Annotated in this window: 22 protein-coding genes; 7 read left to right on the forward strand and 15 right to left on the reverse strand. The window is 69.5% G+C overall.

Annotated elements, in window-relative coordinates:
• Positions 1–141 precede the first annotated feature (141 nt).
• The gene (locus ACSHWB_RS46865) at positions 142–768 is read left to right on the forward strand and encodes a DUF4360 domain-containing protein (RefSeq protein WP_439659817.1); all 627 of its coding nucleotides are present in this window, start codon (positions 142–144) and stop codon (positions 766–768) included.
• A gap of 92 nt (positions 769–860) precedes the next feature.
• Here ACSHWB_RS46865 and ACSHWB_RS46870 read toward each other — a convergent pair whose 3' ends face one another.
• Complete coding sequence (locus ACSHWB_RS46870) at positions 861–1,685, reverse strand: extensin family protein (RefSeq protein ID WP_439659818.1); 825 nt, start codon at positions 1,683–1,685, stop codon at positions 861–863.
• Positions 1,686–1,865: 180 nt separating this feature from the next.
• On the opposite strand from ACSHWB_RS46870, the gene ACSHWB_RS46875 reads away from it, so the two are divergent.
• Together ACSHWB_RS46875 and ACSHWB_RS46880 are read left to right on the forward strand one after the other, a co-directional pair.
• Positions 1,866–2,168: a hypothetical protein gene (locus tag ACSHWB_RS46875; protein WP_439659819.1), complete on the forward strand. Its 303-nt coding sequence runs from the start codon at positions 1,866–1,868 to the stop codon at positions 2,166–2,168.
• 13 nt (positions 2,169–2,181) lie between these two features.
• A complete protein-coding gene (locus ACSHWB_RS46880; RefSeq protein WP_439659820.1) occupies positions 2,182–2,316 on the forward strand; it encodes a hypothetical protein in 135 nt (44 codons plus the stop codon).
• On the opposite strand, the gene ACSHWB_RS46885 is transcribed toward ACSHWB_RS46880, so the two are convergent.
• The 9 genes from ACSHWB_RS46885 to ACSHWB_RS46925 all read right to left on the reverse strand — a co-directional run bounded on the left by ACSHWB_RS46885 (position 2,307) and on the right by ACSHWB_RS46925 (position 11,390).
• On the reverse strand, positions 2,307–3,221 hold the full coding sequence (locus tag ACSHWB_RS46885) for an SRPBCC family protein (RefSeq protein ID WP_439659821.1): 915 nt from the start codon (positions 3,219–3,221) through the stop codon (positions 2,307–2,309). The two genes, ACSHWB_RS46880 and ACSHWB_RS46885, sit on opposite strands and share 10 nt — an antisense overlap.
• Before the next feature lie 40 nt (positions 3,222–3,261).
• Positions 3,262–3,768: a helix-turn-helix domain-containing protein gene (locus tag ACSHWB_RS46890; RefSeq protein ID WP_439659822.1), complete on the reverse strand. Its 507-nt coding sequence runs from the start codon at positions 3,766–3,768 to the stop codon at positions 3,262–3,264.
• Between the two features lie 135 nt (positions 3,769–3,903).
• Entirely contained in the window at positions 3,904–5,925 is a 2,022-nt protein-coding gene (gene paaZ, locus ACSHWB_RS46895) for a phenylacetic acid degradation bifunctional protein PaaZ (protein WP_439659823.1), read from the reverse strand.
• A gap of 89 nt (positions 5,926–6,014) precedes the next feature.
• A complete protein-coding gene (locus tag ACSHWB_RS46900; protein ID WP_439659824.1) occupies positions 6,015–6,473 on the reverse strand; it encodes a CAP domain-containing protein in 459 nt (152 codons plus the stop codon).
• A gap of 61 nt (positions 6,474–6,534) precedes the next feature.
• Positions 6,535–6,918, reverse strand: coding sequence for a cysteine/serine endopeptidase inhibitor (locus ACSHWB_RS46905; protein WP_439659825.1), 384 nt, complete (start codon positions 6,916–6,918; stop codon positions 6,535–6,537).
• Between the two features lie 28 nt (positions 6,919–6,946).
• Positions 6,947–7,699 (reverse strand): thaumatin family protein, encoded by a 753-nt coding sequence (locus tag ACSHWB_RS46910; protein WP_439659826.1) that lies wholly within the window; start codon positions 7,697–7,699, stop codon positions 6,947–6,949.
• Between the two features lie 60 nt (positions 7,700–7,759).
• A complete protein-coding gene (locus tag ACSHWB_RS46915) occupies positions 7,760–8,977 on the reverse strand; it encodes a LuxR C-terminal-related transcriptional regulator (protein WP_439659827.1) in 1,218 nt (405 codons plus the stop codon).
• A complete protein-coding gene (locus ACSHWB_RS46920; protein ID WP_439659828.1) occupies positions 8,974–10,245 on the reverse strand; it encodes a helix-turn-helix transcriptional regulator in 1,272 nt (423 codons plus the stop codon). The genes ACSHWB_RS46915 and ACSHWB_RS46920 overlap by 4 nt, the downstream gene beginning before the upstream one ends.
• Before the next feature lie 245 nt (positions 10,246–10,490).
• Entirely contained in the window at positions 10,491–11,390 is a 900-nt protein-coding gene (locus tag ACSHWB_RS46925; RefSeq protein ID WP_439659829.1) for a LysR family transcriptional regulator, read from the reverse strand.
• A 71-nt stretch (positions 11,391–11,461) separates the two neighbouring features.
• Here ACSHWB_RS46925 and ACSHWB_RS46930 point away from each other — a divergent pair, with 71 nt between their 5' ends.
• Together ACSHWB_RS46930 and ACSHWB_RS46935 are read left to right on the forward strand one after the other, a co-directional pair.
• The gene (locus tag ACSHWB_RS46930) at positions 11,462–12,130 is read left to right on the forward strand and encodes a nitroreductase family protein (RefSeq protein ID WP_439659830.1); all 669 of its coding nucleotides are present in this window, start codon (positions 11,462–11,464) and stop codon (positions 12,128–12,130) included.
• Between the two features lie 29 nt (positions 12,131–12,159).
• Entirely contained in the window at positions 12,160–13,023 is an 864-nt protein-coding gene (locus ACSHWB_RS46935) for an AraC family transcriptional regulator N-terminal domain-containing protein (protein WP_439659831.1), read from the forward strand.
• On the opposite strand, the gene ACSHWB_RS46940 is transcribed toward ACSHWB_RS46935, so the two are convergent.
• From ACSHWB_RS46940 to ACSHWB_RS46950, 3 genes are all read right to left on the reverse strand, one after another.
• Entirely contained in the window at positions 13,001–14,170 is a 1,170-nt protein-coding gene (locus tag ACSHWB_RS46940) for a hypothetical protein (protein ID WP_439659832.1), read from the reverse strand. The two genes, ACSHWB_RS46935 and ACSHWB_RS46940, sit on opposite strands and share 23 nt — an antisense overlap.
• 15 nt (positions 14,171–14,185) lie before the next feature.
• Positions 14,186–15,001 carry an SDR family NAD(P)-dependent oxidoreductase gene (locus ACSHWB_RS46945; protein ID WP_439659833.1) on the reverse strand — a complete coding sequence of 272 codons (816 nt, stop codon included), beginning with the start codon at positions 14,999–15,001 and terminating at the stop codon, positions 14,186–14,188.
• 402 nt (positions 15,002–15,403) lie between these two features.
• On the reverse strand, positions 15,404–17,053 hold the full coding sequence (locus ACSHWB_RS46950) for an AMP-binding protein (RefSeq protein ID WP_439659834.1): 1,650 nt from the start codon (positions 17,051–17,053) through the stop codon (positions 15,404–15,406).
• A 94-nt stretch (positions 17,054–17,147) separates the two neighbouring features.
• On the opposite strand from ACSHWB_RS46950, the gene ACSHWB_RS46955 reads away from it, so the two are divergent.
• Both ACSHWB_RS46955 and ACSHWB_RS46960 read left to right on the forward strand, forming a co-directional pair.
• Positions 17,148–17,909, forward strand: coding sequence for a LuxR C-terminal-related transcriptional regulator (locus ACSHWB_RS46955; RefSeq protein ID WP_439659835.1), 762 nt, complete (start codon positions 17,148–17,150; stop codon positions 17,907–17,909).
• On the forward strand, positions 17,910–18,332 hold the full coding sequence (locus tag ACSHWB_RS46960) for a nitroreductase family deazaflavin-dependent oxidoreductase (RefSeq protein ID WP_439659836.1): 423 nt from the start codon (positions 17,910–17,912) through the stop codon (positions 18,330–18,332).
• On the opposite strand, the gene ACSHWB_RS46965 is transcribed toward ACSHWB_RS46960, so the two are convergent.
• Complete coding sequence (locus ACSHWB_RS46965) at positions 18,288–18,851, reverse strand: hypothetical protein (RefSeq protein WP_439659837.1); 564 nt, start codon at positions 18,849–18,851, stop codon at positions 18,288–18,290. The two genes, ACSHWB_RS46960 and ACSHWB_RS46965, sit on opposite strands and share 45 nt — an antisense overlap.
• Positions 18,848–19,411 (reverse strand): TetR/AcrR family transcriptional regulator, encoded by a 564-nt coding sequence (locus ACSHWB_RS46970; protein ID WP_439659838.1) that lies wholly within the window; start codon positions 19,409–19,411, stop codon positions 18,848–18,850. Before ACSHWB_RS46970 ends, ACSHWB_RS46965 begins: the two co-directional genes overlap by 4 nt.
• Positions 19,412–19,500 lie beyond the last annotated feature (89 nt).

Here is a 19,500-nt window from a genome sequence, read left to right on the forward strand (position 1 = left end):
CACCCACGGCAGCTCGGAATATTTGAGAGCGCTTTCACGCGTCAATGTTGCTCTGGTTGGCGGACGGTTCGTCAACATCCTTTCCGATACGGTCTCGTACCACGCCGCCCGAACTGTCCTGCACATTCGGAAAGGTGTCCCATGATTAGCACGCTGGCCGCAGCCGGCCTGGCTCTGTCCACCATCGTCGTTCCCCCGGTCGCCGACCCGCCCCCGACGGGCCAGATCACCATCGACGTCGTCACCGTGAACGGCTCCGGCTGCCGCATCGGCACCGCCGCGATCGCCGTCTCCCCGGACAACAAGGCGTTCACGGTCACCTACAGCGACTACCTGGCGCAGGTGGGCCCGACCTCGGCGCCGACCGATTTCCGGAAGAACTGCCAGCTGAACCTCAAGGTCAACGTTCCCGGCGGCTTCACCTACGGCATCGCACAGGCCGACTACAGAGGTTTCGCCCACCTGGAAAAGGGCGCGAAGGGAACACAGAAAGCGAGCTACTACTTCCAGGGAATGTCGGACAACGACCAGCGGTCCAAGACCTGGAACGGCGCGCTGAGCGACGACTGGCAGGTCACCCACAAGACCGACGTCGCCTCGATCATCTACCACCCGTGCGGGGCGAAGCGGAACTTCAACATCAACACGGAGCTGCGGGTGGACAAGGGCACGTCCGACCCGAAGAAGACCAGCTTCATGGCGATGGACTCGACCGATGGGTCGATCGAGACCATCTACCACTTCGCGTGGAAGAAGTGCCCGAAGTAGGTCCGGTGGTCCGGAGGTAGACGGCGTCCTCGCACGGCAAGGCCGGAGCCCAGGAGGCATGGGCTCCGGCCTTGCCGTTCCCTCTTCCCAGATCAGATGTTCTGGTTCGCGAACCCCTTCGTCGCGATCTTCGACAACATCCCCTGCCACACCGACGTGCTGGTGTGCGGGTCGCCGGTCACGCCGAGCGCCGACTTGAGACCGTTGAACGCGCTCGTCGTGGCAGGGCCCCAGATGCCGTCGATCGCGAGGCCGGAGCCGCGGAAGTTGTTGCACGTGCCCTGCACGAACTTCGTGTCCGCCTCGGAGTCCTTGAGCACGCGGACCGGCATGCCGCCGAAGTCGGAGTGGATGTGGTCGCGGTGGTCGGCGTTGTACCAGCCGTCGAGCACGTAGCGGAACCGGCGGCGGCACACGGCTTCCGTTGCGAGGTAGCGCTTGCGCAATGCCGCGGTGCCGGAGGCGTGGTGCTGGTCGAGTGGCGAGGTGACGTTGCCGTTGGACCAGCGCACGTGGTCGAGGTCCATGGCGGTGCCGGCGCCGTGCTGGCCGGGCTTGTCGACGTAGAAGCCCGCCGAGACGATGTAGCTGATCGAGCCGTAGCTCGACGAGAGCGAGCGCAGGTCGCGGACCCAGGCGACGAGCGCGTTGTAGAACGCGTCGGTGGCCTGCCAGTTGCGCGCGGTCGTGTTGCCTCGGTTGGAACGCCAGTAGTAGACGGGAGTGCCGTCGATCTTCTGGAACGTCATCAACGCGAGTGCGCCCACCGCGGGTGCGAACTCGGACTCGCGGTGCTGGTCGTTGGTCTCGGGGGCGGCACTGGCCAGGCCCGGAGCGATGGTGGACAGGCCGGCGAGACCGGCGACCGCCGCCGCGCCCGTGACGAAGCCGCGCCTGGTGACGTTGTTCTCGAACACCCCAGTACTCCCTCTGTGTCCAAGCCGGGGGCGGCAGGGGGAAGAGCCTGTCTCACCCATCGGCCCGACGGAGTCTAGGGACAGCGGCCGAACGGTGGAATCGGGCCTGACCTGCGTTTTTCCTTTGCCTTTACCGGCGCGGTCGGCGCGTGCCAGACCGCCGCGCGGGAGAGGTCGATCTTGGCTGGTGCGCGGCGTGGAGGGCTGTCCGCGGTCTCGGTGGCGCTGCTCGCACCGGCTCTGGCGTTGCTCGGGAACCTCGCGACGAACACCGTCCAGGTCTCGTGGCGCTGGTGGCCGCTGACGGTGTGGATCGTCGTGGCGCTCCTGCTGCGCCTGGTCGTGGAGAGCCGCAGCCGCAGGAGGGTGGTCCTGCGGGCGCTGCGGCCGGAGGCTCTGCTCCCGACGGCGAACGGGCTCGCGAACCCGCCCGGCTCACCGTGGAGGCGCGCCGGGCGGAGCGGGTCGTGCTGTCGCCGGTGACGTTCCGGACCGAGTGCGTCCCCTGGCGGCTGGTGATCCACTGGACCCGGTCAGCCTGGGGGAGAGCGGCTGCACGTCCTGCGGCGAGCACCTCGGCATGACGGCGCAGCCGGACCAGGCCTGGCTCGACGCGATCCGTTACGACTGAGTCGCGTGCACGGGCCCGAGCACGCGGGTCAGGCTCCTCTCGGTGTCGTTGCCCAGCTTCTCCAGCGCGAGCTTCGCGACCGGCGCCCCGAACCTCGCCAGCCCGTTGAACTCGACGTGCGCGCGGTAGGCGATCCTGGCCGTGCCGGGCTGCGGTCCCGCGCTGATCGAGATGTCGTCGGTCGAGGTGGCGGTGTCGTTGCGCCCCACGAACTGCAGCCCGCTGGGGTCGTCCCGGGTCAGCTCGTAGACCAGCTCGGTCTTGCGGCCGAGGAACGACGACACGTTGCGCCAGCGCGAACCGACCGCGACCGGGCCGGTGTCCAGGCGCGTGCAGGACACGGTGCCCGGATCCCACTGCTCGGCGCGGGAGAAGTCGCGCAGGTACTCGGTCACGCCCTCGGGGGTGGACGCGACGGTGAAGGTGCGCTCGACGTCCACACCGGACACGTGCGGCGAGTTGAACGCCTGCGGCGCGAGGTGCAGCCGGTACTGGTCGACGAGCTCGGCCTGGCTCCCGGCCCGGTGCTCCAGCCGCTCCAGCCGGGTGTCGTCGAAGCTGTTCAGCTTCCGCAGCGTGCGCCACAGCGAGGTCTTGCCCTCGATGCCGACGCGCAGGGTCTCCAGTTCGAGGACGTCGCTCAGCGGCGAACGGCCGAGCACCCTGCCGTTGAACTTGAGCCTGCCCGCCTTCTCCGTGAGCCAGCCGATCGCCTCCTTGTGCGGACGCGGCTCGACGCCGGTCTCGCGCATGAGGTCGAGCAGCTCCTTGCGGTCGGCCTCGATGTCGTCCGCGAGAATGCGCAGCTCGGGGTGGGTGCGGCTGATGCGACGGGCGAGCTCGGTGCCCGCCATCGCCCCGGCCAGGTGGTCGTTGAGGTAGATGCCCAGCAGCTCGGTGTTCACGCTCTGCGGTTACCCGCCGCCAACCTTCTGAACCACACCACTACGGACCTGCCGGGCCCAGCTGGTAGCCCTGGTTCCAGAGCGTCTTGATCACCAGGCCGAGCGGGGAGATCCGCCGCCGCAACCGCATGATGTGCAGGTGCAGGGCGTTGCTGGTGTCGCCGTCCTTGGTGGGCAGGCAGAGCAGCAGGTCCTCGCGCGTGGTGAGCGACCGGAAGCGTCTGAGCAGCTCGCCGACCAGCGCCCGTTCCGTCGGCGAGAGCACGACCGACCGCGTGCGGAACCGCAGGATGCCGGACATGTCCAGCTCCGGCACGGCGTAGCGGGCCGCGCGGGCTCTGAGCATGGCGATGCGCACGGCCAGGTCCTGGTGCGGCACCGGCGCGCGGACCCAGTCCTCCCGCATGTCGGTGAGCACGGGCGCGGGGACGTTCTTCTCCAGCACCAGCAGGCACAGCGTCCCGCTGCGCTGGCACGCCTCCCGTGCCGCCGCGTCCACCGGCCAGCGCACGACCTCGACGGGGAGATGGTTCACCAGGTTCGACATACGTCCACTTCCGCTTGTCCACCACGGAGAGCACCGAACCAGCCTTCGGCTTGCTGTGGACGGTAGACGCGTCGGATGTTTCCGCACCATTGCGCGGTGACCCCGGGAGGTCACCGCGCGGTAAGTGCGCGGGAACTACTTCTTGGCGACCAGCGTGAGCACGTCGTACTTGGCGACGGACTCGCCCTTCTGGTTCGCGACGTCCGCGTCCCAGCGGACCTCGCCGTACTCCTGGTCCTCGCGCGGCGTGATCTGCTTGACCGTCAGCGTCACGGTCAGCTGGTCGCCGGGGAACGTCGGCGTGACGAACCGCAGGTTCTCCAGCCCGTAGTTCGCCAGCACAGGTCCCGGCTCCGGCGAGACGAAGAGCCCCGCCGCGAACGACACCACGAGGTAGCCGTGCGCGACCCTGCCGCCGAAGAACGGGTTCGCCGCGGCGGCCTCCTCGTCCATGTGCGCGTAGAACGTGTCGCCGGTGAACTCCGCGAAGTGCTCGATGTCCTCCAGCGTCACCTCGCGCGGCCCTGCCACGACCGTGTCGCCCAGGCACAGCTCGGCGAGGGTCTTGCGGAACGGGTGCACTTCTTCCTCACGGCGAGGCGCGCCCGTGACCCAGCGGTTCGTGATGGCGCTCAAGGCGCGCGGGCTGCCCTGCACGGCCGTGCGCTGCATGTGGTGCAGCACGCCGCGCATGCCGCCCATCTCCTCACCGCCACCGGCACGCCCAGGTCCGCCGTGCACGAGCATCGGCAGCGGTGAGCCGTGCCCGGTCGACTCGCCTGCGTCCTCGCGGTCCAGCACCAGCAACCGGCCGTGCCACGGCGCCACGCCGATCACGACGTCGCGCACGAAGTCCGTGTCGGCCGAGACGACCGAGCCGACCAGCGAACCCTGGCCGCGCGCCGCCAGCGCGACGGCGTCGTCGACGGAGGTGTACGGCATCAGCGTCGACACCGGCCCGAACGCCTCGACCTCGTGCGGCTGGGCGGCATCGGCGGCCGCGCGCAGCAGCATCGGCGACATGAACGCGCCGCGCTCGGCGTCAGCGTCCACAAGAGACAGAGCACCGTCGCCGTAGACGACAGAGGCGTTCTCCCGCAACGCCTTGAGCGAGCGGAGCACCTCCTCGCGCTGCTCCAGCCCGGCCAGCGCGCCCATCTTCACGGACTTGTCGGCGGGGTTGCCGATCACGACCTCGGCCAGCTTCGCCGCCACGGCCTCGCCGACCTCGTCGATCAGCGAGGCGGGCACCAGCGCGCGCCGGATCGCCGTGCACTTCTGGCCGGCCTTGGTCGTCATCTCGGCCACCAGCTGACCCACGAACAGGTCGAACTCGGGCGTGCCCGCCACCGCGTCCGGGCCGAGGATCGAGCAGTTCAGCGAGTCTGCCTCGGCGTTGAACCGCACCGACGACCGGATCACGGCCTGGTGCGTGCGCAGGTGCTGGGCCGTGGACGCGGAGCCGGTGAAGCCGACCAGGTCCTGCTCGGTCAGGTGGTCCAGCAGGTCGCCCGCCGAACCGCAGACCAGCTGCAGCGACCCCTCCGGCAGCAGCCCGGAGGCGAGCATCAGCTCGACCATCTTCTCGGTCACGTACGCCGTCTGGGACGCCGGCTTGATCAGCGACGGCACCCCGGCGATGAACGCGGGCGCGAACTTCTCGAGCGGCCCCCACATGGGGAAGTTGAAGGCGTTGATCTGCACCGCGACGCCTCGCAGCGGTGTGCAGATGTGCTGGCCGACGAACGTGCCGCCGCGCCCGAGCGGCTCGACGGGCCCGTCGACGTAGACCTTATCGTTCGGCAGCTCGCGCTTGGCCTTGGACGCGTACCCGAGCAGCACGCCGAAGCCGCCGTCGATGTCGATCCACGAGTCGGACCTGGTCGCGCCCGACCGCGCCGACAGGGCGTACAGCTCGGCCTTGTGCTCCTTCAGGTACAGCCCGACGGCCTTCAGCAGCTGCGCGCGCTGGTGGAAGGTGAGCTCGCGCAACGCGGGCCCGCCGACCTCGCGCCCGTACCGCAGCGCCGCCCCCATGTCGACGCCGGCCGACGAGATCCGGGCGATCTCCTCGCCCGTGACGGCGTCGTGCAACGGCGCGCCCTCCACGGAGGGCGTGTGCCATCCACCCGACACGTAGCTGCGCAGCAAGCTCATCGAGCCAACCCTTCTCACAAGGGCCGCAGGATCCGCTGCGACCCGTCCACCCGGCAACGTATCAGGGGTGCGAGAGGGAGGCGCAGTGCTCAGCGCGTGCCGAAGTCCTGCGTCCAGTAGTGGCCGTAGGTCGTGCCCTGCCGGTACTGGTGACCGACACCGATGTCACGAAGGGCGCAGTTCAGGATGTTGGCCCGGTGCCCGGAGCTGTTCATCCACCCGTGCACGACCTCGGCGGCCTTCGGGTACCCGGCGGCGACGTTCTCCGCGGCCCTGGTCCAGCGGGTGTACCCGGCCCGTTCGATCCGCACGACCACGGTGCTGCCGTCCGAGCCGGTGTGGCCCATGAAGTTCTTCGCGGCCATGTCGGCCGAGTGCCGCTGGGCCGCGGTGTTCAGCGCGGCGTTCGACCGCAGGGCGGGACAGCCGGCCTTGGCGCGTTCGGCGTTCGTGAGGGCGATGACGTCCTCCTGCACGGTGGCCGCCGACGCCTGGGGTGTGAGCACGGCCGCCAGGGTCATGGCGACGAGCAGGGAGGTTCGCAACATGGTTGATCTCCTGTGAGAGAAGGGGGAGCCGGGGTTCCTGCTCCCCCTCGGCGTGCTGAGGTCAGACGATCTGCCACGTCACGTTGATGATCCCGACCGAGGTGTTGGCCAGCCGGGAGAAGGCGGGCTGGCTGAGGTCGATCTTGTTGCTCGCGCAGCTGGGGCACTTGTCCTTGATCGGCACCGTGATGGTCCTGCCGTTGTGCGTGACCCGGATCGACTTGCGGCACAACGGGTCGTTGTTCGGGTTGGGCGTCGTCCACAGCGCGGCGGGTGCCGCGACCAGCAGTTCGGTGGCCGCGTTGATCTTGGTGCCGCAGGCGCCGTAGCCGGCGTCGTTGTAGTAGCTGGCGGTGCCGCTGACGGCGGAGGCGGTGCCGGAGAAGACGAACGAGAGGACCGCTGCCGACGCGACGGCGCCGAGCACCTTGGCGGTGGACTTCATGGTTCTCCTTTCACGGGTGGGGACCGTCTCAGGCCACGGAGTGGAACGTGACCTTGAAACCGCTGCAGTTCGCGCACTGGAACACGGTCTGGTTGCCGGGTTCGGTGTCCTGTTTGGACCAGGCGTAGGCCTTGGGGCAGCGGGACTTGATCGTGTTGCTGTAGTCGGTCTGCGCGTCGCGGTCGGGGTTGACGCAGTTGATCCGCTGGCCGTTGACGCCGTACTTGACGTACGCGGGGTTGCAGCGGGGCAGCAGGTTCTCGGTGCACCCGGCGGTGCCGCACGAGGTCGAGCCCGGCGGTATGACCGCGTTCACCGCCGAGATGCTCACCGGCACCGAGAACGCGTTGACGTAGCTGACGTTGTACCAAGGCGCAAGCCGGTCGCGGGTGTCGAAGTTGAACTCGGCGAGGCTCGCGGGCTGCTCACCGGTGACGCAGCGGGCCGCCTGGACGCCGCAGTCCCCCACCGCGCAACGGAAGTTCGAGCCGGAGGTGCCCGTGCAGCCCTGCCGGGCGAAGAACGTGCCGCGCCAGTGGCCTGGAGAGGACGTCTCGGGGATCGTGATCGTGGCGGACTGGCCGTTCTGCAGCACGGGCAGGTTCGTCAGCGCCCGCGAGCCGTCCGCGTTGACGGTGCTGCCCACCCAGATCGTCTGACCGGTGTTGTTGACCAGCGTGACCGTGTGGTCGATCGCCGCGTTCGCCGTGGACGTGCCGGCGACGACGAAGGCGAGTGCGAACAGTGCCGCGACCCAGCGGCCGAGTGATCGTGTGGACAATTGCGGGCTCCCTCCTGCGAAACCGGCGCTGGTGCACCGGATGTCGTCAGGACTCCACGATCACGTGGAGGGGCCGCCGGGGGCACCACGGTGAGTCCGCAAAGTTCCGGGAGGGGTCGTGCGGAACCGGGCCCGCCTGGCCTGCAGCTCGCGCCGGCCCGACAGCCCGAGCTTGCGGTAGACCCTGGTCAGGTGCAGCTCCACGGTCCGCGTCGCCATCGCGAGCCTGGCCGCGATCTCCCTGTTGTTCAGGCCCGCGTGCACGAGCCGCGCGACCTCGGCCTCGACCGTCGTCAGCGCCGGTTCCGCCCCTGCGCCGCTGATCGCCTCCTCGGCACGCCGCACGAGGACGGTGTCACCGGCGTCGAGGGCCGTCGCACGTGCCTGCGCGTAGACCTCGGCCGCCTGCTTGCCGTGTGCGGTGAGGCGGTCGCCGTAGTCGCAGAGCACTTCCGCGAGTTCCAAACGGGCGTGCGCCATCTCCAGCAGGCGGATCGCGCGTTCGTAGGCCAGGAGGTCCTCGCCGTGGGGGCTCGCTTCCGCTACCGCCGCCAGGCTTGTGCCCAGGGCGCGGGGTTCGCCCCAGCGGGCCGCGGCGGCGTGCTCCTCCATCGCCAGGTGCAGGGCCGTGCCGGTGTCGCCGCACGCCAGCGCGGCGCGTGCGGCTCGGGATCGCCACGGCAGGACGGCGGGGTTGGCGACTCCCGCCTCGACGAGTTCCTGACCACACGCGAGGTGGGCCGTGAGGGCGTCGTGGGGACGGCTCATCGCCATCGCCACCACGGCCTTGGCGGCGAGCAGCAGTGCACGGCCAGGGTGATGGGCGTCGGCATCGAAGGCGAGCAGCAACGCCTCGGCGCCCTGCGATTCCCCCTGCGCGACAAGCACCTCCACCGTCCAGAGCAGCACGACCGGGCGGATCTCGGCCACAGTTCCGTTGCACCGCAACGCGTCGAGCAACGACGAGCACCTCGCGAGATCACCGGTGCGCAGCGCGACGCACGCCCTGGCGAGCTGCATGTGCTCCGCCATCACCCGATCATCGGCGCTCTCCTCGAGCAGGGCGAGGCTGTACTCGTCCGCGACGACGAGCTCGCCCGCACACACCAGCGTGCCCAACGCGCGCGACATGCACGACGCGCTCTCCCGGCAGGCGGGAGTCGCCACCGCCAACTCGGCCGTCTGGACGGCCTCGGTCCAGTTCTCCCCCGCCGCCAGCAGACCGGCCGCGACCGCCGCCGGGCACGCGTGGCCCGGTTCGGCCGGCCACCGGTTCATGCCGTGGGCACGAACGCCCGGCGCAGCCCCGGTCTGCCCGCCACCCCCATCTTGCGGTAGACGGCGGTGAGGTGGAACTCGACGGTGCGCAACGTCAGCCTCAGCTCGGCGGCGATCTCCCGGTTCGACCTCCCTGCCCTGGCCATCAGGGCGATCCGGCGTTCCTGGACGCTCAGCGCGGACTCGCCGTCGTTGCGCAACAGCCGTGACGCCAGCACGTCCACGGCTTGAGTCCATTGAGGACCGGACGCCGTCTCGCGCAGGCGCCGGGTGTGCCTCCTGGCGCGGTCGATCTCGCCGCGGGCGAGCAGGAGCTGCGCCAGGTCGTGCCGGGCGCGCAGTGCCTCGGACGCGGTCGAGGCCTGGCCCAGGAAGGTGAGGGCCTCTTCGAGCAGGACGTCGTCACCGCCGCGGGCCAGTGCGGCCGCGTGCAGGCCGAGGCCGATTCCCCTGGGGCCGCCCCAGCGTCTCGCCGCGACCAGGTCCTTGTCCGCGCAGATCCGCGCGAGCACGAGATCCCCGACGTCGCAGGCAGCCAGGGCCGCCGACGAACGCCAGGGCAGCACCGCCGGGTTGACGACGCCCCACGCGGAGAGCAGCCGCCCGCAGTCGAGGAACTCGTCCAGTGCCGCGGCGCTCTGGCCCTGTGCCAGCAGAAGGCGGCCGCGTGCGAAGCAGAGTTCGGCGCAGTCCGCGTGCGCGGTCAGCCGTTCGCTCTCCAGCACGGCGCGTGCCCTGTCGGGCTCACCGGCTTCGACGAGCGCCAGGACCAGCCACGCGAGCGCGACGACCCGCAGCCCCGGCCGGACACCCCTGCCGCGTGCGCCATCCAGCAGCCGGACCGCCGCGCGGGGATCGCCGCACAGCACCATGATCCGGCCGCCGAGGAGGTCGTGGACGTCGCCGAGATGGTCTGGGGCGGCAATCCAGTGCCGGCGGGCCAGCGCGGTCTCGTCGGCGTAGGTCAGGACCATGACCGCCTGCCAGAACGCACCGGCGTCCAGCGACTCGGCCGAGGCCAGCACGCGCCGTGCGATGTCGACGGCCGCGGCACGGCCCGTGCCGCGGTTGGCCGCCTGCACAGCGCTGAACACGGCGGGCCGGCCGGTCTCGGGGACCTGGCCACCCGGCAGGTAGGCGAGGTCCAGCCCGGACCCCGTCCAGGCCAGCACGGCACCGGCGAGCCGGTCAGCCTCATTCCACCGTCCACTGCGCACCAATTCGAATCGGGTGCGGCGAACCTCGTCGAGCGGACCGCTGTTCGTCACTTCGGCGGTGTCCTTCCCTGCCCGGACCACAGCCACCAATTGATACGCAGTTTCTCGCCGCAAAGGCGATGAACATGCCGCTGACCTGCGGCAACCTGCGGATCAACCGAATGGCCTCCTGGTCTGGACCATACCGGGAAATGCACCTCAGCTGAACCGAAATTTTTGTCTCTTCATCACCCTTGCCAAGCCGGAATCGGCAGAGTATTCACGCGGTGAATTCGCTCGGCACGAGGAGAACGCCCCTAACCGAACAACTCGGCACAGTGCTCGGCGAACGCTTGCGCGCGGCGCGTCAGCGGCCCGCTCGCCCAGCCCAGCACCACAGGTGTGGTGGGCACGTCGTCGCGCAGTTTCACCGCCACGACCTCCAGTCCCTCGTACGACCGGGTCAGCACCGGCTGCTGCACGGTGATCGAGTAGCCGATGCCGCGCGCCACCAGCGACCGGGCCAGCTCGAAGCTGCGGGCCCGGTGCGTCACGACCATCTCGACGTCCGCGGCGGCGAACACGGACCGGAAGTAGCGCTCGCTCGGCGGCACGTCGAGCAGCACGAACGGATCGTCGGCCAGCTCGCTCAACGCCACCGCCCGACGGCGCCGCAACCGGTGGTCGGCGGGCAGCAGGACCCGTGGCGGCTGGTCGTACAAGGTCCGGGTCTCGATGCCGGGCAACAGGTCCTGGTCGTAGAGGAACGCGATCTCGCACCGTCCGGTGATCAGGTCCTCCCCGATCTCCGGCAGGCTCCCCTCGACGAACCGGACGGACACCTCCGGATGCGCGCGCTCGAACGTGGCGATCGCGGCGGGCAGGTGGAACGGCGCGATCGGCGCGTAACACCCGACGGTCAGCACACCGCTCACCGTCGAGCTGAGTCCGCGTGCCTCGGCACCGAGGTCTCCCATCGCGCCGACCACCCGCCGTGCGTCGGCCAGCACCTGCGCGCCGGCCGCCGTCAACGCCGCACCCCTGCGCGGCGACCGGACGACCAGCCTCAGGTCCAGCACCCGTTCCAGCTCGCTCAACGCCAGCGAGATCGCGCCCTGCGAGACGTGGCACCGCGCGGCGGCGGTCGTCAGCGACCCCGTCTCGGCCACCGCGATCAGGTACTCGAGCTGCCGCACCGTCACGTTGGGCAGATTCATGAGCCGAGCTTATAACTGGTCGAAGAAACTTGAACTGGCCAAAAGAGTTCGCCACCGGCATCGTCCGAACCGTGACCCGACCGCACACGCACCCGTTCATCCCGTACACACCGCCTCGCCTGCCGATCGAGGAGGGGCTCGCCCGCGGCAGGGCCTTCCACGACCTGCTCGACGGGCGCAGGTCGGTGCGCTGGTTCTCGCCCGATCCCGTGCCAAGAGAAGCGATCGAGCTCGCCGTGCAGACCGCGAACACCGCCCCAAGCGGCGCGCACCAGCAGCCGTGGCGGTTCGTCGCGATCCAGGACCCGGAGCTCAAGCGCCGCATCCGTGAGGCAGCCGAAGAAGAGGAACGCCGCTTCTACCACGAACGCGAGCTGCCCGACTGGCACGCGGCACTGGCACGGCTGGAGACCGACGCCACCAAGGAGTTCCTGGAGGTCGCGCCCTGGCTGGTGGTCGCGTTCGCGCAGAAGCAGCAGGACGGCAAGAAGACCTACTACACCAACGAAAGCGCCGGGATCGCCTGCGGTTTCCTCATCGCGGCACTGCACTCGATGGGCCTCGCGACCCTCACCCACACCCCGAACCCGATGACGTTCCTGACCGACCTGCTGGGACGGGACGGCGAACGGCCCTACATCCTCTTCCCGGTCGGCTACCCTGCCGACGACTGCGAGGTGCCGGACCTGCACCGCAAACCGCTGGCCGAGGCGCTCACGTTCGCCGACGGACTTGCCTGATCCCACCATCAGCGAGGACCATCAGCCTCGTGGACGAACTACGCGCGTTGCTGGCCAAACACGCCCGGCCCGACATGACCTCGATCATCGAGGACGTCCTGGTCTCCAGGACCACGCTCGGCGGTCCGCCCACGCCGTCGATGTCCGGCACGATCCTCGCGTTCGTCGCCCAGGGCCGCAAACGCATCGCGTTAGGTGAGCGCGTCTACGACTACCGGGCGGGCCAGTACCTGGTGGCCTCGGTCGACATGCCGATCACCGGCAACTACGTGGACATCAGCCCGTCCGAACCCGCGCTCGGCATCGGCCTGGTGCTGCGGCCGGACAAGGTCGCCGAACTACTGCTGGCAGGCGATCTCCCGAAACCCGCGGGCACACCGGAGGGCCTGGCCGTCAGCGACGCGAGCCCGGAGCTGATCGACGCCGTGACCAGGCTCGCTCGCCTGCTCGACCAGCCGAGGGACGCGCGGGCGCTGGCCCCGCTGATCAAGCAGGAGATCCTCTGGCGGGTGATGACCGGCGAACAGGGCGCGGTCGTGCGGCAGCTCGGCGCCCAGGACAGCAGCCTCAGCCACATCGCCAAGGCCGTCAGGTGGATCCGCGAGAACTACGCCGAGTCGTTCAAGGTCGAGAACGTCGCGCGGATCGCGGGCATGAGCGAGTCGGCGTTCTACCGCAATTTCCAGGCCGTCACGGCGATGAGCCCGATCCAGTTCCAGAAGCAGATCCGGTTGCAGGAGGCCAGGTTGCTGCTCGCGACGAACAGGGACGTGACGAGCGTCAGCCACCGCGTCGGCTACGACAGCCCGTCGCAGTTCAGCCGCGAGTACCGCCGTCAGTTCGGCGCGCCGCCCAGCAGGGACGCGAAGCTCACGCTCCAGCCCGCTCTCTGACGTTCAGGTACACCGCGCGGACCTCCAGCGTCCGCTCGACCTTCTCGATCACGGGCGCGAAGAACTGGCGCCGGTGCTCGGCGTCGCTCATCGAGATCACCGAGAAGTACATGCTGCCGAACGCCGCGAACAGCGTGGCGTTGCGCAGCATCGCGGACGGCACACCGGGGATGATGGACTCCTTCGCCGGCGACCCGATCCACTGCTCGGCGATCTCGGGTGTCACCACGATCAGGCCCAGCACCACGAAGAACGCGAACAGCGCGAGCCCGATCACCGCCGCCTGCACGAGCTGCCTGATCGCGAGCATCACCAGCAGGTTGCGCGACTGGCGGCCGTTCAACCGCTTGGGCGGCAACGGTTCGGTGATCTCCACACCAGACAGCGGCGTGCCCTTGCAGGCGCCGGAGAGGATCTCCGGCCGCAGGTCCTGCTCGACGCGGCCGATCTCGTCGCGCAACCGGGCTGCCGCCGCCAGCACGGTGATCGCCGCGAACAGCAGCACGACCAGGCTGACCCGGGGCCAGCGCAGCTGGTTCATCGCCTGCCACAGCTCACCGGTGAAGAACAGGAACAGCGTCACGAACAGCATCGGCGGCAACGCCCTGCCGAGCAGGTGCACGCTGTTGCTCAGGTCGGCGATCACGTGCCGGATGGCGGCCTTGAGCAACGCGCCCAGCCCGTAGGTCGTGGCCAGCATGGTCGCCACGAAGGCCGCCCCGAACACGACGACGAACCAGATCAGGGCGACCCACACCGACTCGGTCTCCTGGTCCCCGTCCGGCGCGGTGAACTTGACGTCGATCGCGGACTGGATCAACGGTGTGATCACCGGTATCGCCGCGTAGACGACCAGCACCAGCACGGTCATCCGCGGCGAGAAGTTCGGCATCCGCCGCACGAACAACGAGAGCAGGACCCACGCGGACACCATCGCCGCGACGATCGCCCCGAGCAGCACCCACCGCGACAGCCCGGCGGACTGCTGCAGCACCAGCCACGCGAGACTGCCGACCGCCACGAACGTCAACGCCGGCAACATCCTCGGCAGCACGTGCGAGCGGAAGCCGTAGCCCTCGATCATCGTCGGCGCGCCCTGCCGGACGAACCACTGCTCGGTCCGCCGCACGACCGTCTCCGTTGCCACGGCGAGGATCATGCCTCACCGTTCGAGCAGGCGCGCCAAGATGGAGTAGTAGTGGGTCGGCGTGATGCGGGCGAGCGCGTCGAACACGTAGGCGTCCGGCCCGACCAGCACCCGTGCCTTCCCGCGTTCGACACCGCGGTGGATGATCTCGGCGGCCTTGTCCGGCGTGGTCAGCGCGATCTTGTCGAAGTCGGCGGCGATCTGCTCCAGCGACCGGCCCTGCTCGTCGAGCTCGGCGTGGAAGCGCCCCTTGCGGACGATGTCGGTCTTGATGCCGCCGGGGTGCACGGCGACCGCGGAGACCCCGGTGCCACGAAGTTCCTGGCGCAGCGAGTCGGTGAAGCCGCGCACGGCGAACTTCGCGGCGCAGTAGGCGCTCTGGTTCGGCATCCCGCACAGCCCGAACACGCTGGAGGTGTTCACGACGACGCCGTAGTTCTGCTTGACCAGCAACGGAAGGAACGCCCGCGTGCCGTTCACGACACCCCAGTAGTTGATGTCGAACAGCCAGGAGTCGTCCTCCGCCACGGTGTTCAGCACCGACGTGGACGTGGCGACGCCCGCGTTGTTGAACACCGCCGCGAGCGGCAGGTCCAGCCAGGCCTGCACCTCCTTGGCGAACCGCTGCACGTCGTCGGCGTCGCGGACGTCCAGGACCCGGCTCAGCACCGGGCCGTTCAGCGACGCGGCGGTCTCCTCCAGCCCGATCTCGTCGACGTCGGCGATGACCACCGGGGAGCCGTGCCGGGACAGCCGCTGAGCGAGGCTGCGACCGATGCCAGAGGCAGCCCCGGTGATCACCGCCGGACGTCCTGAGATCTTGCGGACCATGGCTCGTGCTCCTGTCGTCGCGAGCACCTCACGTTTCCAGCGATCGCCCCGCCACGCCAGAGTCGATCAGCTTCACCCGGATGCCCGCCAGATCGACGTGCCCGAGCGCCGTGAGCAGCGCTTCCGCCCGCGACCACGCCCGGCGCACACACAGGTCCAGCCCACAAACCCGATGCCAAGCACCCGACCGGAACGCCTGCCCGAACCGGCGGGCTACACCCCAGCCCCCTAAACTTGAGCGCACCCGGCTCAACTTTAGAACCTCACGCGGGGACCCTACGTACTCTCACAGCGCACGCGGGGCCCCCGCGTGCCGCAGGAAAAAGGGCGCGCGAGGCACCCTGTGTGTGTCGCTGCGGGAACTGGGCACGATGGGCTGGGACAGAGCTTCTGGCCAGGTGCTCAGGCGCGCAACTCGGGGAACTGGTCGTCCCGCCACTCCCCTGTTCCGTCGAAGCCCTCATCCTCCCGAGCCCGCAGATCAACGCGCCGGATCTTGCCGGACACGGTCTTGGGCAGCTCGAAGAACTCCAGGCGCCGGATCCGCTGGAACGGCGCCAGGTGCTCGCGCGCGTGCCGCAGGATCTGCAGCGCCGTCTCGCGGTTCGGCTCCCAGCCCGCGCTCAGCGCCACGTACGCCTTGGGCACGGCGAGCCGCAGCGGATCGGGGGCGGGCACCACGGCCGCCTCGGTCACCGCCGGGTGCTCGATCAGCACGCTCTCCAGCTCGAACGGCGAGATCTTGTAGTCCGACGCCTTGAACACGTCGTCCGTGCGCCCGATGTAGAACAGGTAGCCGTCGTCGTCACGGCTCGCGATGTCGCCCGTGTGGTAGTAACCGCCGGCCATCGCCTCGGCGTTGCGCTCCTCGTCACCGTGGTAGCCGACCATCAGCGACATCGGCCGTTGCGCGAGGTCGATGCAGATCTCGCCCTCGTCAGCCAGTTCGCCCGTGATCGGGTCGACCAGCACCACCGGAACGCCCTGCAACGGCCGCCCCATCGAACCAGGCTTCACCGGAGCACCGGGGACGTTGCCCACCGACAGCGTGGTCTCGGTCTGGCCGAACCCGTCGCGGATCGTGAGGCCCCACTGCTTCTGGACCTGCTCGATCACCTCGGGGTTGAGCGGCTCCCCCGCGGCCACGACCTCGCGCAGCCCGCCGGGCCCGCCGCTGAGGTCGGCCTTGATCAGCATCCGCCAGACGGTCGGCGGCGCGCAGAACGTGCTGACGCCCTTCGACCGGATCTGGTCCAGCAACGCCGCCGCGTCGAACCGGGCGTAGTTGTAGACGAAGATCGTCGCTTCGGCGATCCACGGCGCGAAGAAGCAGCTCCAGGCGTGCTTGGCCCAGCCGGGCGAGCTGATGTTGAGGTGCACGTCGCCGGGCTTCACGCCGATCCAGTGCATCGTCGTGAGATGGCCGGCCGGGTAGGAGACCTGGGTGTGCTCGACGAGCTTCGGGCGGCTGGTCGTGCCGGAGGTGAAGTACAGCAGCAGCCGGTCGTCCGCCTTGGTCTTCGGGTGCGGCAACGGGGTGTCGGGCGCCTCGGCGGTCTCGGCGTAGGCCAGGCGGCCCGTGCCACCGACGGTGATCACGACGGGTCCTTCTGCGAACTTCGAGGCGTCCTCGGCACGTGCGATGACGTGCCGCACCGAACCCCGCTCCACCCGGTCGGCGAGATCGGCGGGGCCCAGCGCGGTGGTCGTCGGCATGATCACCGCACCGAGCTTCATCACCGCGAGCATCGACTCCCACAGCTCGACCTGGTTGCCCAGCATGATCATCACGCTGTCGCCGCGGCCGACGCCGTGCCACGTGAGCCAGCGCGCGACGCTGTTCGACCGGCGGCGCAGCTCGTCGAACGTGTAGGCGCGCTCGGAGCCGTCCTCCTCGACGACGTGCAACGCCGTGGCGGTGTTGCCCTCCGCGATGAAGTCGAACCAGTCGTGCGCCCAGTTGAAGCTGCCGTCGAAGCTCGGCCAGGTGAACGCGCCGGGGTCCGTGAGCATCAGGTCGCGGGCCGCGCGGTAGATGTCGTGACTGGACATGACGCCGAGGGTGCGAGCGCCGGGGCCGCCGGTATACCCCCGGATGGGGGTGCACCCCTTTTCGAGGGTGCCGTCGTCGGCGAAACTGCTGGACGTGCTGCCAGACCGATTCCAGGCGATGTTGCCGCAGCGCCTGGACATGCTCCGCCGAGCCACCGGGCTGCCCGTCGTGTTCGGTGGAGCGTTGACGCCCGGCCACGACCTGGTGCTGAGCAGTTTCCTCGGCACACACGGCTCGTCGTTGCACGGACTGCGCGTCGGCACCGGCCGAGGTCTGGGCGGTACGGCGATCGCCATGGGCACCGCGGTCCGCGTCAACGACTACGCCACGACCAGGGCGATCACCCACGAGTTCGATCAGATGGTGGTCGTGAACGAACGTCTGACCTCGGTGTTCGCCTATCCGGTGACGGTGCGCGGCACCGTGCGCGGCGTCCTCTACGGAGCCGTGCGCGGACAGACGACAGTCGGTGACCGCGCCATCAGGATGGCCGGCGCCATCGCGCAGGGATTCGCACAGGACCTGGACATGCCTTCCATCCACACGCAGGCCGCACTCCGCGAGCTCGCCGAGGTCGCCAAGCTCGTCGGCGATCCCGTGCTGCGCGAACGACTCCGCAAGGTCCACCAGAACCTCGGCGGCGAACCACCCGTCAGCGTCCCGAGCGGCCTGACCCCGCGGGAACTCGATACGCTTCGGCTGGCCGCGGTCGGTGCGTCCAACCGGGAGATCGCCGCCGAGCTCGGGCTGAGCACCGAAACCGTCAAGGCCTACCTCCGGGGCGCGATGCGCAAGCTGGGGGTGCACAACAGAACCGCCGCGGTCCACGCGGCGAGGTCGACGGGAGCACTCTGAATGTCCTGGCAGGAAAAGGCCGTCATCGGCACCGATCGCCTGCTCTACAAGCTGACCGGCGGCAAGGTCGGCCTCGTCTCGTTCAGCAAGCAGACCGGCCTGACGCTGATCACCGTCGGCGCGAAGTCCGGTGAGCGGCGCGAGAACCAGGTGCAGTACGTGGCCGACGGAGACACGATGCTGGTCGTCGGGTCGAACTGGGGCAAGCCGCACCACCCAGCGTGGACCGCGAACCTGCTCAAGAACCCGGACATCCAGGTGAACGTCCGCGGCGACGTCCGGAACGTCAGGGGAACCCTGCTCGAAGGCGCCGAGCGGGAGGCCGCCTGGACCAGGATGGTGGCGGCCTACCCCACGTTCCAGGACTACGTGGAACGGTCAGGCGGCCGCGAGCTGCGCGTCTTCCGCTTGAGTGCGCGCTGAGTCCCACGCCAGCCACACGCAGCCCACGATCATCAGCACACCGTGGGCGATCCGCACCGCCGGCGGCGTGAAGAACTGCGGCAGGAACAACGCGAACCCGGCTGCGAACACGATCGCCGCGGTGGTGCGGAGCTTCAGCGCGACCATGACCGCCGCGACGCCCATGGTGACGAGCCCGATCCCGAAAGCCGTGACGGCGAACGGGTTGTAGCGGACGGCCTCGGCGAGTTCGAGGACGTTCGGCTGTGCCGCGATGGCGTGCAGGCCGAAGTCCTCGGCGCCGTAGTACGGCAGCGTGAGGCCGGCGCCGACCCAGAACGTGATCGCGGCCGTGCGGTGGATCTCCAGCAACGCGATCGGCACGAGGATGAAGCCGATCATCGCGCACAGGTGCGACAGCACCCACGCCGTCGAGCCCATCGAGGCAGCCGCGCCCGCCGCCGTCGTTTCGTCGTGCCACGGTCTTGACGCCGGGTACAGCAGGAAGAGCAGGCCTGCGGCGGTGAGAGTCCACTTCACGATTGCCCCCTGAGATCGTCGAGATACATCTGGACCAGCTGGTCGTAGGTGTCGTCGAGTCCTTCCGGCAGGCCGAAGCCGCCGCTGGACTCGATCGACGCGAAGCCGTGCACGATCACCCGCAGCCGGCGCGTGGCGTGGACGGCGTCCGAGCCCTCCAGGCCGTAGCTCCGCAGCGTGGCGAGGATCAGCTCCATGAATCGCAGGCCGGCCTCCCGCTGCAGTTCGTCGTGCAGCGGGTCCATCGGCGCGGCCGTGTAGCGCTTCGGGTGTTCCTGGACGTACGCGCGGTACGCGTGCATGAGCGCCCGGACGGCGTCGTCCCCCGCCCTGCCGACGACTGTGCCGGTGAACCGGGCCGTCATCTCCTCCAGCACCCGCAGGCCGACGTGGCCTTTGAGGTCGCCGAGGCTCGCGACGTGCTTGTACAGCGAGGGTGTGGCGACGCCGGTCCTGGCGGCGACGGCGGCGAGCGTCAGCGCCTCGACGCCGTGCTCGTCGACCAGGTCCAGTGCGGCGTCCACGACCTTGGCGGTGGTGAGACGGGGTCGAACAGCCATAGCTGAAAAGCTACGACCATTAGCCGTGCGCGTCAAGCGAAGGTTTTGTGGAGATCTTGTGGATCCCCGGCACGGGCGGTGCCATCACG

The organism is Lentzea sp. HUAS TT2, from assembly GCF_051853195.1.
GTDB lineage: Bacteria > Actinomycetota > Actinomycetes > Mycobacteriales > Pseudonocardiaceae > Lentzea.